Origin of the sequence: Clostridium sp. LY3-2, from assembly GCF_024705715.1 — a bacterium.
In the GTDB taxonomy this organism is placed as follows: Bacteria; Bacillota; Clostridia; order Clostridiales; family Clostridiaceae; genus Clostridium.
The window spans coordinates 61973-76352 of sequence record NZ_JAMDLQ010000009.1; the positions used below are offsets into that span (position 1 = coordinate 61973).

Genomic DNA, 14380 nt, shown 5'->3' on the forward strand with positions numbered 1-14380 from the left:
CAAATATATAAGACCTGCTAGAGTTATTTTAACTCCAGCAGGTCTTTTGTATTCTATCTATAAATCACAAATCTCTACACTACGTACGTGCTTTGTGTGACTCCATTCTTTATTGTTCTTATTAAGTATACCTTGGATAGTAATTGGAATCCAAGTTAATGTGTATAATCCATATAATAAGAATCTAAATAATAATATAACGCTCTTTTTACCTAGTAACAAGAAAGTTGCTACGAAAAATACTACATTATATATTACAGTTGCTAAAGTAAAACCATAAGGTTGATTTATATAACTTGCAACTATAGGTAATATAAATACATTTAGAGAATATAAGAATATTACAACAAAGAAACTCTTTGATACCTTTTTCTCTAATCTTAAAACTAATGGTGTAATTAAAAATTGTGCTATAAGGAATACTTTCCACCCTATATCACTAAAAACACTACTAATTACAAATATATCTGAACCTACTATATGACCTTGAACAAATGTTAAAAGCACTGATATTGCTAATAATAACGTTACACAAGGTTGCATTACGTATAAAGCACAATCAAACATATACCATTTTCTTTGTTTTATTGAAGCTTTAGTAAGCTTAAAGAAATATCTAGTTGCAACATCAGCAAAACCTTGCATCCATCTCTTTCTTTGAGACCAAGATTGCTTTAAAGTAAGTGGTTTTTCATCAAATATTTTAGCATCGTGTGCCCAACCTACTTTTTCTCCATTAGCTACAAGTTTACAAGTAAACTCTAAGTCTTCTGTAAGACAAGTTGCACCCCATCCTAATTCCTTTAGTATATCTGTTCCTATAGCAAAACCTGTTCCACCAAGTTGGTTTGATAAACCTACGTTTCTTCTTGCTAATTGGAACATTCTATTTTGTGACCAGAAAGCTATTGAATAAGCTGTAGCAATCCAAGAATCGTTTGGATTTTTAGAATCTATATATCCTTGTACAACTTTATATCCTTCTGACATTTTTGAATTGATTTCTTTTAAAAAGTCTTCATGCACTAAGTTATCAGCATCAAAGATACATATTGCATCATAGTGAGTATCCATTTTAAATAATTTATCAAACATCCACTCTAAAGCAAAGCCTTTACCTCTTTCTTTTTCGCTGAATCTTTCATAAACATTAACTCCATACTCTCTTGAAATCTCTGCTGTTTTATCTGTACAGTTATCTGCGATAACAAACACATCGTATAATTCCTTCGGATAGTTTAATTTAAGCATACTCTCTAGTAATTTGCCTATTACTACTTCTTCGTTATGAGCTGCTACTACCATAGCGTATTTTTTGCTAGGTGTATAATTTTTCTTTTCTTTTTTATTCCATAATCCAAATATTGCAAGTACTAAGTAGTACATTGTAATAAAGAATACAAAGAATTGAAATACAGCTGTTACGGCAAAAATAACATTTCCCATTAAATTCACTCCTAATAATGACAAATGGAAATTATTCCCCATTCATATCTATTTTCTCTTTTTAAGTACGTCCTTCTTAATATAATTCAATAGGATTTAAAAATCAAGTAGTTAAACCTTAAATTTCATTAAGATTTAAATTTTTGATTTTGCTCCCTTTAATCTATTTATAAATTGAATTAAGTATACAGCTTATTTTTAAAGAATTTTGTAATTTTTACTTTATTAATTTAATTTTAAAAATAAACTCTTGATTTTAAATTTTAAAAAACTAATCACCTACTTTTTTAACTTAAGAAAATTTTATTTTAAAGATATAGTTTAATTTATGATAACTTTAATTTATAAATTTGCTATTTCTAAAAAAAAAGTGATACTAATTCTAGTATCACCTTTATTTTGCTCTAAAGTTTAAATATATATTCTATTTTTTATACTATCCCTTGTGCATGCATTGCTTCTGCAACTTTTAAGAATCCTGCAATATTAGCACCAGCTAAAATATTTCCTTCCATTTCATATTCTTTAGCTGCATCACTTGAATTTTTATAGATATTTACCATTATATCTTTTAACTTTTCGTCTACTTCCTCACGAGTCCAAGATAATCTCATACTATTTTGAGACATTTCTAAAGCTGAACATGCAACTCCTCCTGCATTTGCAGCTTTAGCTGGTCCAAATAAAACTCCTGCGCTTTGGAATACCTTAACAGCTTCTAAGCTAGATGGCATATTAGCCCCTTCTGAAACAGCAACAACACCATTTTTAACTAATATTTCTGCTGAATCTTTATTAATTTCTCCTTGAGTTGCACAAGGTAGTGCTATGTCACATTTAACTTCCCAAATTCCTCTATGTCCTTCTACGAATTTAGAATCTTTAACTATATTAACATACTCTTTAATTCTAGCTCTCTTTACTTCTTTTAAATCTTTAATAACATCTAAGTTTATACCATTTAAATCAACGATATATCCACTAGAATCGCTCATAGCTATAACTTTTGCTCCAAGTTCAGTTGCTTTTTCGTGTGCATAAATTGCAACATTACCAGAACCTGATATAACTACATCTTTTCCACTAAAGCTTGTACCGTTTGCTTTAAGCATCTCTTCTGTGAAATATACTAATCCATATCCTGTAGCTTCTGTTCTAATTAAGCTTCCTCCAAAAGTTAAGCCTTTTCCTGTTAAAACTCCTGGTGTGTTTTGACCACTTATCTTTTTATAATATCCATAAAGGTATCCAATCTCTCTTCCACCTACTCCAATATCTCCAGCTGGAACATCAATATCGCTTCCTATATGCTTATAAAGTTCTGCCATAAAACTTTGGCAAAATCTCATAATTTCGTTATCACTTTTTCCTTTAGGGTCAAAATCAGAACCCCCTTTTCCTCCTCCTATAGGAAGTCCAGTTAAAGAATTTTTAAATATTTGCTCAAACCCTAAGAATTTTACAATACTTTGATTAACTGTAGGATGGAATCTTAATCCACCTTTATAAGGTCCTATTGCACTATTAAATTGAATTCTAAATCCCCTGTTTACTTTAACATCACCATTATCGTCTACCCAAGGTACTCTAAAGAATATTTGTCTCTCTGGTTCTGTAATTCTCTCTAAAATTCCACTTTCTATGAATTTCGGATTTTTGTCAAATACAGGAACTAATGATTCCATTACTTCTGTAACTGCATCTAAGAACTCTACCTCACCATTATTTCTTTTTTTAACTTCTTCTAAAACTTTTTCTACATATTGCTTTCCGTTCATAAATAATAACCTCCCTTTTTTTAATTGTTCTTATTATACATCTTTTTCCAAAGCATTTCTATATTTTTTATAATACATAGATTTTTTTATCAATTTGTCCTTCATTACTCCACTTTATTAACATTTTATTAATTTTAACCTTTTCAAAGGGTAATTTTTTTCATAATTCTACAAATAATATTATAATAAATTAAAAATAATAGGAGTGATATTTATGAGAATTGGTTATGCTTGTACTCCTCTTGGAGTTTCATATAAAACAACTAGAAAGTTTTTATTAAAAAATCTTAATTATGATAATTTTTATAAAGCTTCAAAAAGCAACTTAGATGATTTTAAAAAAATACTTATCTATAATTCTAAAAATAATATAGATCTTTTTAGAATTAGTTCAGATATTATACCTTTTGGAAGCCATAAAGATAATACTTTTGATTTTGAATCTTTATTTAAAGAAGATTTTAAAGATTTACAATCTATAATAGAAAAAAGTAATACACGTTTATCAATGCATCCTGGACAATACACTATAATAAACAGCTTAGATAAAAATATAGTAAGAAATTCAATAAGAGATTTAGAATATCACTGTAAGTTTTTAGATGCACTTAATTTAGACTCTTCATCAAAAATAATCCTTCACGTTGGAGGTATCTATAATGATAAAGAAGCATCTATAAATAGATTTATAGATAATTATAAGTCTTTAAATTCTAATATAAAAAAAAGATTAGTTATAGAAAATGATGAGAAAAACTTTAATATTTCTGATCTTTTAAAAATAAGTGAAAAAATAGATGTTCCAATAGTATTTGATAACCTGCACTACGCCTGTTTTGAAAAATCAAAGCCAAATCCAATTAAAGTATTAAACGAAATAAAAAGCACTTGGAAAAAAGACTCTTTAAATATAAAGGTCCATTATAGCGAGCAAGACCCCTTTAAAAGGATAGGCTCACATTCAAAAACTATAAATACAAACTCATTTTTAAGTTATTTAAATGATATAAGCTCTTTAGATTATGATATTGATATAATGACAGAAGTAAAAGATAAGGATTTTTCTTCTATAAAGCTTATAAACCTTTTTAAAAATGATACTAGTTTAATAGAAACTGAAATAGAAAGATATAAGCTTTTTTTAATTGAAAAGGGAAACTCTATTTATGATAATGCATTAAAAAAAGCTTCTATTTCTTTAAAAGAATTTTATAGTTACTTAGATTCTGTTTTTTATGAAGAAGGTGATTTAAATTCTTTTAAGGAAGCTTTAAATTTAGCTTATTTAAAATTATCTCCTTATTTAAAACCATCTGAAATAAACCATTATAACAAGTACCTTAAAACAAACGATTATTTTAAAGCAAAGAAATATTTAATTACCTTAGCATTAAAAAAAGAAATTCAAAGCCTTTTATCTTCATATTATTTTCATCTCTTTTAAATAAAAAAGGAACCCTAAGGTTCCTTTTTATTCTAATATTTCTTTTGCTATTTTATCTATAAATTTTATATTTTTTCCTTTAGCGTACATATAAATTGGTATACTCATTATTACTCCGCTTAAAGTCCCAAGAATTATATCCCACATAGTATCTACTAAACCGTTTTGTGCTTGAAGATTAAAAAGGCTATCTGTTGTAAACTCCCAAATCTCCCAAATAGCAGCTGAAGATGCTGAAAACATAATCACAAAAATCAAAGCTGAAATTGGTTTTATAGCCTTATTTCTATTATCTTTAAATAAATATACAAATACTATAAAGCCGAGTATAGCTATTAAAAAACCTGATGCAAAGTGAAGCATTTTATCATAATATTCTATATTGTAAAAATTCATAACATTAGCTAGATACATAGATAAAAATACAAACACTAAAATTGCAACATACATAGCTCTACTCTTTTTTAAAAATGTTTGCGTAAACAAAATTCTAAGCCCTATTATAGTTACAAATATTAATGCAATTCTAGGTAGTTTTACTCCATCTCTATAAATTCCATCAAAAATTGCAGTTCCGATTAGTAAAATATAAAATGCAAACGTAATTAATCTGTCATAACTTATCTTTTTCATATACTTTTGCTCCTCTTGTCCTTTTTGTAAAGTAATAAAGAAATTATAAACCCGCCTATAAATCCTCCTATGTGCCCAAAGTTATCAAGATTAGAATTTGTCATACCTATAAATAAATTTAATATGATAACAGATACGATATTTCCCATAAACCCTTTATTTAAACGGTCTTTTTCTTTAATCGCAAAGACTAAAACTGCACCTAAAACACCAAAGATAGCACCAGATGCTCCAACTGAAATAGTTAAAGGGTCTAATTTATAACTTAAATAACTTGAAGTGATAGCTGAAAATAAATATATTCCTATATACTTTTTATATCCATATACTTTTTCAACTATGCATCCTACAGCATATAAAGAATACATATTTACAACTAAATGAATTAATCCCCCGTGTAAAAATGCAGCTGTAAGAAGCCTATAAACTTCTCCATTATTTATAAGATATCCTTCTTTTGCACCAAATATTAAAAGCACTCTAGGGTCAATATCTAAAATACTTCTTGAAAATATTGCTGTAATTAAAAATACTAAAACATTTATTAGTATTATTAGGGAAGTAACAGGATATTCTTTTAAAAAACTAAACTTTGATTTTTTTTCATTTTCTTTTGAAATACCATTTAAATATTTTATTATATTAGCTATATTTATCGAGCCTTCATCAACCCTTAAAATTGAATCACTATAAGGATTATATATAACTCTAGATACATTTTTATCTATTCCTTCTATATACCCTCCCTTAGTTAAAACTAAAACATTTAAAATATAAGGCTGGTTTAATTTATTTAAAAAATCCTTAGCTTCTTTTATATTTATATCTTCCTCATTTTCATTTGTTATTATAAACGTATATAAACCTTCTTTAAGCCTTTTAATACATATCCATTTTTCTTCTTTATATATTTCACTTTCATATTGATTCATATAAAAGCCTTCATTCTTTACTAAAAATGAATAAAGTTCTTTATTTTCTACCATACAAAACCCTCTAAAATTTAAAATATTTAATATAAATTATATCATAGCATTAAATATTTACTTTTAAATTAAACGTAAATATTATAAATAATCTTTATTAATAAAAATTAGGCGCAAAATGCGCCTAAAATTTTATAACTCTTCTAACATATCTAAAAGTTCATCGAATCTTTTTATTGTTTCTAAAAGAGGTTTTGAAGTTGTCATATCCACTCCGCTTTTTTTAAGGATCTCTATAGGATAATCACTTCCACCACTTTTTAGAAAATCGATATATTTATTTACTGCATTCTTTTTATTATTTAATATAGAATTAGAAAAAGCTGATGCAGCTGCATATCCTGTAGCATACTGATAAACATAAAAATCTGAATAAAAGTGTGGTATTCTAGCCCACTCAACTTTTATATCATCGTCTACTATTATATCTTCACCGAAGTACTTTTTGTTAAGTTCTAACCACTTATTAGAATACTCACTTGCAGTTAAAGAATTTCCACTTTCGATTTCTCTATGTGACCAAAGCTCAAACTCTGCAAACATTAGTTGTCTAAATACTGTAGTTCTGATTTGTTCAAGTTCTTGGTTTATAAGATATAACTTTTTATTTTTATCTTTTTCATTTTCTATAAGATAATTAATAAGTAGCTTTTCGTTTGTAGTTGATGCTATTTCTGCGCAAAATATAGTATATCCAGCGTAAATATAAGGCTGACTTAATCTTGAATAATAACTATGAATTGAGTGACCCATCTCGTGTGCTAGAGTTGATACGTCATTTAATTCTTTAGTGTAATTTAAAAGAACATATGGCATAGTATCGTAGCATCCCCAAGAATAGGCACCACCTCTTTTACCTTTGTTTGGATATATATCAATCCATCTATTTTTTATTCCACTTTCAAATATATCTAAATATTCTTCTCCAAGAGGTTTTAATGCTTTAAGTATAGTTTCTACACCAGAATTAAAATCTATCTCTTCTTTTGGAGTATCTATTACAGGGACGTATAAATCATACATATGAATTTCATCTAAGTTTAAAAGTTTCTTTTTTATATTCACATATCTATGAAGGGATTTTAGGTTATTGTTTATAGTTTCTATTGCACCTTCATAAACTGATTTTGGTATTTTATTTGGTTTTAGTGCCATATCTAAAGAATCTTTATATTTTCTAGTTTTCGATAAAAATATATAATTTTTTAAAGATGCAGTTAAAGTTGTTGCAAAGGTATTTTTTAATTTGTCGTATTCTTTAAATAACTTTTTAAAGGCGAAGGATCTAACCTTTACATCTTTAGACTTAATAAAAGATGAATAATTAGCTTCTGTTAAAGTAACCTCTTCATTATCATCATTTATAGTTTTAGGAAAAGTCATATCTGCATTACTTAAGATTCCTTGAATATTAGATGGCGAATCTAAGCAATCTGAAACTTGTGCTAGTAATTCTTCCATCTCTTTAGTTAAAACGTGTTCCTTTTCGTTTAAAATGTTTAAAAACATAAAAGAATACATCTTTAATTCTTCTTCTTTTTCTATAGCTTCTTTTATATAATCTTCACCAAGGTCTAAAATTTCAGGCACAAAAAAAGCGCTATAAGACGAAATTTCAGATATATAACTATCTATTCTATTCATTCTTCCTTGGTTTTCGTTATTTTGTGTATCTTCATCGCTTTTTAAATGAGCATATACGTATAATTTCTCTGACCTTCTACTTATATTTTCGTCAAGGTTTAAAAAATCTAGTAATTCTTTAGGCTTATTTAATTTTCCGTTATACTCTTTAAGCTTTAAACTATCTTTTTTTATATTTTCAAATTCTTCTTCCCATTCTTTAGATGAATTAAAAATCTTTTCTATATCCCACTTGAACTCTTCTTTTATAGATTCTCTACTTTTAAGTTCTGTACTCATTTATACACCTCCTATATTCTCTTAAATTAGTTATACTCTAATTTAATCTTCTTTATACTCTTCTTCTTTACCTTCTATATCTTTAAATACTTTATTCATGCTTTGATCTATTAAATCAACAACTTCTGATATCTTCTCTTGCATTACGTTATGATCGTCTACGTACTCAAATTTTAATATGAAGCTTGGGTTATATTCTTCTAATTCTTCTGTAATTTCATAACCTTTTTCTTTAAAGCAATCTACATTAAACAAATCATATATAGCTGAGTATTCCCACTCTTCTACGTCTTTGTTTGTATCAAAAAATACGTTTACTACTCCATCTATCATATATAACTTTTTAATAAATAAAGCTCCCTCTGAAACTTTATAGCTTCCTAGTTCTTTTTTTACAAATCCTGTTTCATTTTCTCTTTCCATTAATACTAAGCTTGAAAAATCCATTTTTATCTTCTCCTTTGTCTTTCAAATATTATAAGTCAATTATAGTTTGAAAACTATGTAAATATCAACCTTACCTATTATTTTATACTAAAAAATATCTTTTATGTTTTATTATTTGGAAATATATGGTAATATTATCCTATAATTTAGTTTTGGAGGTTTTTTTATGGAAAATACATTGAAAAGAAGAGTAACTAGAATAAGAAGGTTAAAAACTAAAAAGAAAAAAAATTTATCTATAATTTTCACTTCTTCTATAATACTTTTTATAACTATATTTTTTATTATAAATTTATAATGTTCTTTTTATAGATGTTGCAAATCATTTGCGAATATGTGTATAATGTTAGATAGATAATTTTAGGAGTTGATTATTTTGATTAATATCAAAGATTTATGCTTTTCATATACTGGAACTTCACCTTATCTTATAGATAATATTAATTTAGATATCCCTAGAGGTGTTTATTTATCTATAGTAGGTGAAAACGGAAGTGGTAAAACGACTCTACTTAAACTAATACTTGGCCTATTAAAACCTTCTAAAGGAAGTATAGATATTAATTCTAACAAAATAGGTTATGTTCCTCAAAGAGTAGAAGGATTTAATTCAGAGTTTCCTATAACAGTAAATGAAGTATTAAAAATGCACAGCCGTGCAATTGGAATTAAAGATGCATCTGATATAACTTGCGCTTTAAAACATGTAGATATGTTAAATTACAAAAATAGGCTAATCGGTGGTCTTTCAGGCGGACAACAGCAAAGAGTTTTTATAGCTAGAGCCCTAATTGGAGACCCAGAACTTATTATTTTAGACGAGCCTTCAACTGGAGTTGATCACAAAAATCAACATTCAATCTATTCTTTATTATATACATTAAATAAAAGCTGCAAGAAAACTATAATATCAGTTGAACACAATATAGATTTAGCTTTAAAATATTCATCTCATATAGTTGAAGTAGTAGATGGAACCCCTACGCTTTATACGACAAGTGAATATATGAAACATAGAACAGAGAGCTTAAAAAAAGTAATAAGCTTGTAATATAGAAAGGTGACACTTTATGTTTGAATTTGAATTTATGCGAAATGCCTTTTTTGCAGGTGCCATTATTTCAGTCCTTTGTCCATTAATTGGACTTTTCTTAGTTTTAAGAAGAAATTCTATGATAGGCGACACCCTATCACACTCTTCTTTTGCTGGTGTTGCAATTGGACTTGTAATTGGAGTAAACCCTCTTATAACAGCATTTTTATTTACTACTATTTGTGCAATAATAATTGAATTTTTAAGAGGATATTATAAAAGATACGCAGAGCTTGTTATGTCTATAGTTCTAACTTTAAGTTTAGGTATAGCAATAATACTTATAAGTAGCGGAAAAGCTTCTGCAAATGTTAACTCATTTTTATTTGGAAGTATGCTAACTGTAACTAAAGCAGATATCTTAATAATTGCAATAACTGGTATAGTATCTGTAATTATTTTATCTTTTATTTATAATGATTTACTTTATGTAACTTTTGATGAAGAAGGTGCTAAAGTTTCTGGAGTTAAAGTAAAATTTATAAATTATATTTTTACAATATTAGTAGGTGCTACAATTTCGATGTCTATAAGAATAATGGGGATTTTAGTAATCTCTTCTATTATAGTTGTTCCTGTAGCTACGGCCCTTCAACTTAATAAAAGTTTTAAAAAGACACTAGTATTTTCGATTATTTTTGGATTTATAGATATAATGTTTGGATTAGTTTCTTCATACTATTTAAATACAGCACCAGGCGGAACTATTGCAATAATATCTGTAACAACACTTTTATTAGTAATCTTAATTAAAAATTTTTCTAAAAGATAAAGGAAACTCAAGAATTTTATTTTTGAGTTTCCTTTTCGCATTTTTTACATATTCCACTTATTTTTAAACTGTGATTTGTTACTTTAAATCCAGTTTCTTTTAAAATAATTTCTTCAATTTGTTTTATAGGGCATTCTAGTTCAATTTCTTTATGACAAAGATCACATTCTAGTTTATGATTGTGATTTCTTTTGTGGAGTTTATATGTAGATATTCCATTTTCTAAGATAAACTTATCTATAATATTATTTTCTAAAAAAATATCTATAGTTCTATATACCGTACTTAAATTAATGTTTTGTCCTTTTCTTTTGCATTTATTAAAAATCTCTTCTGCACTTAAACTCTCTGAACTTTCAAAAATTATATCTAAGATAATTTCCCTACCCTTAGTGACTTTTAATTTTTTATCTTTTAAAAAATTTGTGCTATTCATTTTGCTCATCTCCACAAATGCTCATATTTTCTGTATTTAATTATATAATATCATTTTAAAATACCTTTGTGAACTATCCTTAAAAGCTATTGTTTACAATTTGTTAATTGTATATACTTTAATCAATTATTATACTATTAATATACATTATATTTATATTTAGTATATACTATTAGGAGGTTTTTATGAAAAATTGTATAATTGCTCAATCTGGTGGTCCTACATCAGTTATTAACTCAAGCCTTTGTGGAGTTTTAGAAGGTAATAAATTTTTTAAACTTTATGATAAGGTTTACGGGGGTTTAAATGGAATAGAAGGTATTTTAAATAACTCTATAGTTGATTTAACAAACTTAAATAAACTACAAATCGAAAAAATTAAACATACACCTGCATCATTTCTCGGAACTTGCAGATATAAAATGCCATGTTCTAAAACTTCACCTATGATTTATGAAAAGTTAATATCTACTTTAAATAAATTAGATATTAAAGCTGTATTTTATATAGGCGGAAATGATTCTATGGATACTGTAGCTAAACTTTCAAAATACGCACTAGAAAATAATTATGATATTAAGTTTATTGGAATTCCAAAAACTATAGATAATGATTTATTTTATATGGACCACTCCCCTGGATTTATAAGTGCTTGTAATTATATAAATACTTCAATAGTTGAAACCTTTTTAGATTTTAACTCTTACGATAATGACAGTATTTTTATATTAGAGACTATGGGAAGAGATACAGGCTGGCTTGCAGCTTCTACTTGTATTTGTAGTTATTTAGGAAACCCTATAGTAGATTTAATTTATGTACCTGAAGTTCCTTTTGACTCTATAGATTTTATAACTTCTGTAAAGTCCCTTTTAAAAACTAAGCATAAAGTTTATATAGTTGTTTCAGAAGGAATTAAAGATAAAAACGGCAATTTAATATCAAAATTTAAATATGCAGAAAATGACCCCTTCGGTCACATAGAACTTGGAGGAGTTTCAAATAAATTAAAAGTTCTACTTACAGAAGCAGGGGTTAAATCTAAAATAAGATCCCTTGAACTTAGTACCCTTCAAAGATGTGCTATGCACTGCGTTTCAGAAATAGATATTTTAGAATCTTTTAAATTAGGCTTTGAATCTTTAAAATTATCTAATGAAGATATAAATGGGTTTATGGTAGCTTTAAATAGGATTTCAAGTTATCCATACAAAACTAAAATAGAAAAGGTAGAAGCTTATAAGGTTTCAAATAAAACTAAATACTTACCAAGTAATTGGATCAATAAAGAAAATAATAATATAAATTCCAAAGCCTATGACTACTTTATACCTCTACTTAAAGAAACTCACTCAATTATAGAATCAAAAGAAAATTTTAAAATTATAAATTTATAAAAATAAAGGATGTTTAATTAAAGTAATTAAACATCCTTTGTCTTTATAGTGATAATATTATTTTTATACCAATTATTATAAGTATAATTCCACTTATGTAATTTGAATATGATTCAACTATACTTAGCTTTTTAACTTTATCAGATAGTATAAACCCTATGTAACATATTAAAAGTGTTACAGTTCCTATAATAAAAGAATAAAAAGTTAAATGAAACATTCCAAATGAATTAAAAGCTGTAAACCCTACGACTAAAGCATCAATACTTACCGAAATCCCAAGAAGCAAAGCAGACTTTTTACCTATTATAAGTTTGCTATCATCTTCATTTTCTTTCTTTTCACCTGAAAAAATCATGTAAAGCCCTACACCTATTATTATAAGGCCTCCTATTACATTAGATAAGGCTATAAACTTACTTGTAAAAAAGTTACCTAAACTCCCACCAAGAAAAGTAAATAGAAATTGAAAGAAAGCAAAAGATAATATGTACATAAGCTTTTCTTTTAATTTGATTTTATTATTTAAACCAATTCCAAGGGTAACACCTAAAGCATCCATAGCAAGTGCTATTCCAAACAAAACAACTACACTTAAACTCATTAACATTCTCCTTTTTTTAAAATATAACATTTAAATCATATCTCCATATTAATATGATGTAAAGGTAAATTTTTTATTCCAAATATGAAAAAAAGTCTTTATTTACATAAAAAAGTGTTGTATTATATTAAATAGAGTATATCAAATATCTAATTAGTATATCATAATTAGTAAATTTCACATAATAAAGGAGTATATTAATGGCAAATTGTATAATAGCTCAATCGGGCGGACCAACTTCAGTTATAAATTCAAGTGTAGTAGGACTAATAAAAGCAAATAAGGATTTTAAATTATATGATACTGTTTATGCAGGTGTTAATGGCGTTGAAGGTATTTTAAATAAAAATATAATAAATCTTTCAAATGTTTCAGACGAAGATTTAAATACTTTTAAATACACACCTTCATCAGGACTAGGTTCTTGCAGATATAAATTAAAACCTTTAGAAGAATCAACTGAGGAATACGATAAGCTTTTAGATATTCTTAAAGAATTAAATATTGAAGCTTTCTTCTATGTAGGTGGAAATGATTCAATGGATACTATAGCAAAGCTTTCAAAATATTCAAAAGAAAATAATTTAGATATAAAATTTATTGGAATACCAAAAACTATAGATAATGATTTAATGCATACAGATCACACTCCAGGTTTTGGTAGCGCTGCTAAATTTATAAATACAACAATCTTAGAAACATACCTAGACTCTTCTGTTTATATAAATAATGGTATTTTCATTCTTGAAACTATGGGAAGAGATACAGGTTGGCTTGCAGCATCAGCTTGCGCAGCTAAGTTAAACGGAAAATCTGTAGTTGATTTTATATATGTACCAGAAGTTGCATTTAATAAAATCAAGTTTATAGAAGATGTACGTGAAAGATTTAAAAGAAATAACAAAGTATACATAGTAGTATCAGAAGGTATTCGTGATTCTTCTGGTAGATTTGTCTCTGAGTTTGATTGTGTATCACAAGATAATTTTGGACATGCACAATTAGGTGGAGTTAGTAACTACTTAAGACAAATAATTTTAGACTCTGGTATTTCAACTAGAGTAAAAGCTTTAGAACTTGGTATTTTACAAAGATGTGCTATGCACTGCGCTTCTGATATTGATATTGAGGAGGCATATAATGCAGGCTATGAAGCTTTAAAATATGCAAAAGATGGCAAGAATGGTTATATGGTAGCTATAAAGAGAGTTTATAAAGATTCTAAATATACTACAGAATTCTTCGAAATCGAAGCTTCTAAAGTTGCAAACAACGTAAAATATCTTCCAACTGAATGGGTAAATGAAGAAGGTAATAACATAAAAGAAGAAGCTATCTCTTACTTTAACCCATTATTAAACGGTAATCCTTCTTTATGCTTTGAAGATAATCTTCCAAAGTATAATGTTTTTAATAATTAA

The 14380-nt window shown here is 26.9% G+C and carries 14 protein-coding genes; 6 read left to right on the forward strand and 8 right to left on the reverse strand.

All coding sequences use genetic code 11. The features are described from left to right. Nucleotides 1-57 precede the first annotated feature (57 nt). Together M4I33_RS01835 and gdhA are read right to left on the reverse strand one after the other, a co-directional pair. A complete protein-coding gene (locus M4I33_RS01835) occupies nt 58-1446 on the reverse strand; it encodes a glycosyltransferase family 2 protein (RefSeq protein WP_257915171.1) in 1389 nt (462 codons plus the stop codon). A gap of 431 nt (nt 1447-1877) precedes the next feature. Continuing rightward, complete coding sequence (gene gdhA, locus M4I33_RS01840; protein ID WP_257915172.1) at nt 1878-3224, reverse strand: NADP-specific glutamate dehydrogenase; 1347 nt, start codon at nt 3222-3224, stop codon at nt 1878-1880. A 214-nt stretch (nt 3225-3438) separates the two neighbouring features. Between gdhA and uvsE the strand changes: the two genes are divergently transcribed. Further along, entirely contained in the window at nt 3439-4668 is a 1230-nt protein-coding gene (gene uvsE / locus M4I33_RS01845; protein ID WP_257915173.1) for a UV DNA damage repair endonuclease UvsE, read from the forward strand. 27 nt (nt 4669-4695) lie between these two features. Here the strand turns inward: uvsE and M4I33_RS01850 are convergent, their stop codons facing one another. The 4 genes from M4I33_RS01850 to M4I33_RS01865 all read right to left on the reverse strand — a co-directional run bounded on the left by M4I33_RS01850 (nt 4696) and on the right by M4I33_RS01865 (nt 8657). Next, nucleotides 4696-5301, reverse strand: a complete 606-nt coding sequence (locus M4I33_RS01850; RefSeq protein ID WP_257915174.1) for a DUF2238 domain-containing protein — start codon at nt 5299-5301, stop codon at nt 4696-4698. Next, complete coding sequence (locus tag M4I33_RS01855; RefSeq protein ID WP_257915175.1) at nt 5298-6287, reverse strand: rhomboid family intramembrane serine protease; 990 nt, start codon at nt 6285-6287, stop codon at nt 5298-5300. Before M4I33_RS01855 ends, M4I33_RS01850 begins: the two co-directional genes overlap by 4 nt. A gap of 132 nt (nt 6288-6419) precedes the next feature. Continuing rightward, a complete protein-coding gene (pepF, locus tag M4I33_RS01860; protein WP_257915176.1) occupies nt 6420-8210 on the reverse strand; it encodes an oligoendopeptidase F in 1791 nt (596 codons plus the stop codon). Between the two features lie 42 nt (nt 8211-8252). Next, nucleotides 8253-8657, reverse strand: coding sequence for a DUF6762 family protein (locus M4I33_RS01865; protein ID WP_257915177.1), 405 nt, complete (start codon nt 8655-8657; stop codon nt 8253-8255). A gap of 166 nt (nt 8658-8823) precedes the next feature. Here M4I33_RS01865 and M4I33_RS01870 point away from each other — a divergent pair, with 166 nt between their 5' ends. The 3 genes from M4I33_RS01870 (at nt 8824) to M4I33_RS01880 (ending at nt 10522) form a co-directional block, all read left to right on the forward strand. After that, nucleotides 8824-8955, forward strand: a complete 132-nt coding sequence (locus M4I33_RS01870; RefSeq protein ID WP_257915178.1) for a hypothetical protein — start codon at nt 8824-8826, stop codon at nt 8953-8955. Nucleotides 8956-9033: 78 nt separating this feature from the next. Beyond that, entirely contained in the window at nt 9034-9708 is a 675-nt protein-coding gene (locus M4I33_RS01875) for a metal ABC transporter ATP-binding protein (RefSeq protein ID WP_257915179.1), read from the forward strand. A 19-nt stretch (nt 9709-9727) separates the two neighbouring features. After that, nucleotides 9728-10522, forward strand: coding sequence for a metal ABC transporter permease (locus tag M4I33_RS01880; protein ID WP_257915180.1), 795 nt, complete (start codon nt 9728-9730; stop codon nt 10520-10522). A gap of 16 nt (nt 10523-10538) precedes the next feature. Here M4I33_RS01880 and M4I33_RS01885 read toward each other — a convergent pair whose 3' ends face one another. Continuing rightward, nucleotides 10539-10958 (reverse strand): Fur family transcriptional regulator, encoded by a 420-nt coding sequence (locus tag M4I33_RS01885; RefSeq protein WP_257915181.1) that lies wholly within the window; start codon nt 10956-10958, stop codon nt 10539-10541. A 185-nt stretch (nt 10959-11143) separates the two neighbouring features. Here M4I33_RS01885 and M4I33_RS01890 point away from each other — a divergent pair, with 185 nt between their 5' ends. After that, nucleotides 11144-12355: a 6-phosphofructokinase gene (locus tag M4I33_RS01890; protein WP_257915182.1), complete on the forward strand. Its 1212-nt coding sequence runs from the start codon at nt 11144-11146 to the stop codon at nt 12353-12355. A gap of 43 nt (nt 12356-12398) precedes the next feature. Here M4I33_RS01890 and M4I33_RS01895 read toward each other — a convergent pair whose 3' ends face one another. Beyond that, nucleotides 12399-12959 carry a manganese efflux pump gene (locus M4I33_RS01895; RefSeq protein WP_194192279.1) on the reverse strand — a complete coding sequence of 187 codons (561 nt, stop codon included), beginning with the start codon at nt 12957-12959 and terminating at the stop codon, nt 12399-12401. A 200-nt stretch (nt 12960-13159) separates the two neighbouring features. On the opposite strand from M4I33_RS01895, the gene M4I33_RS01900 reads away from it, so the two are divergent. After that, nucleotides 13160-14380 carry a 6-phosphofructokinase gene (locus M4I33_RS01900; protein ID WP_257915183.1) on the forward strand — a complete coding sequence of 407 codons (1221 nt, stop codon included), beginning with the start codon at nt 13160-13162 and terminating at the stop codon, nt 14378-14380.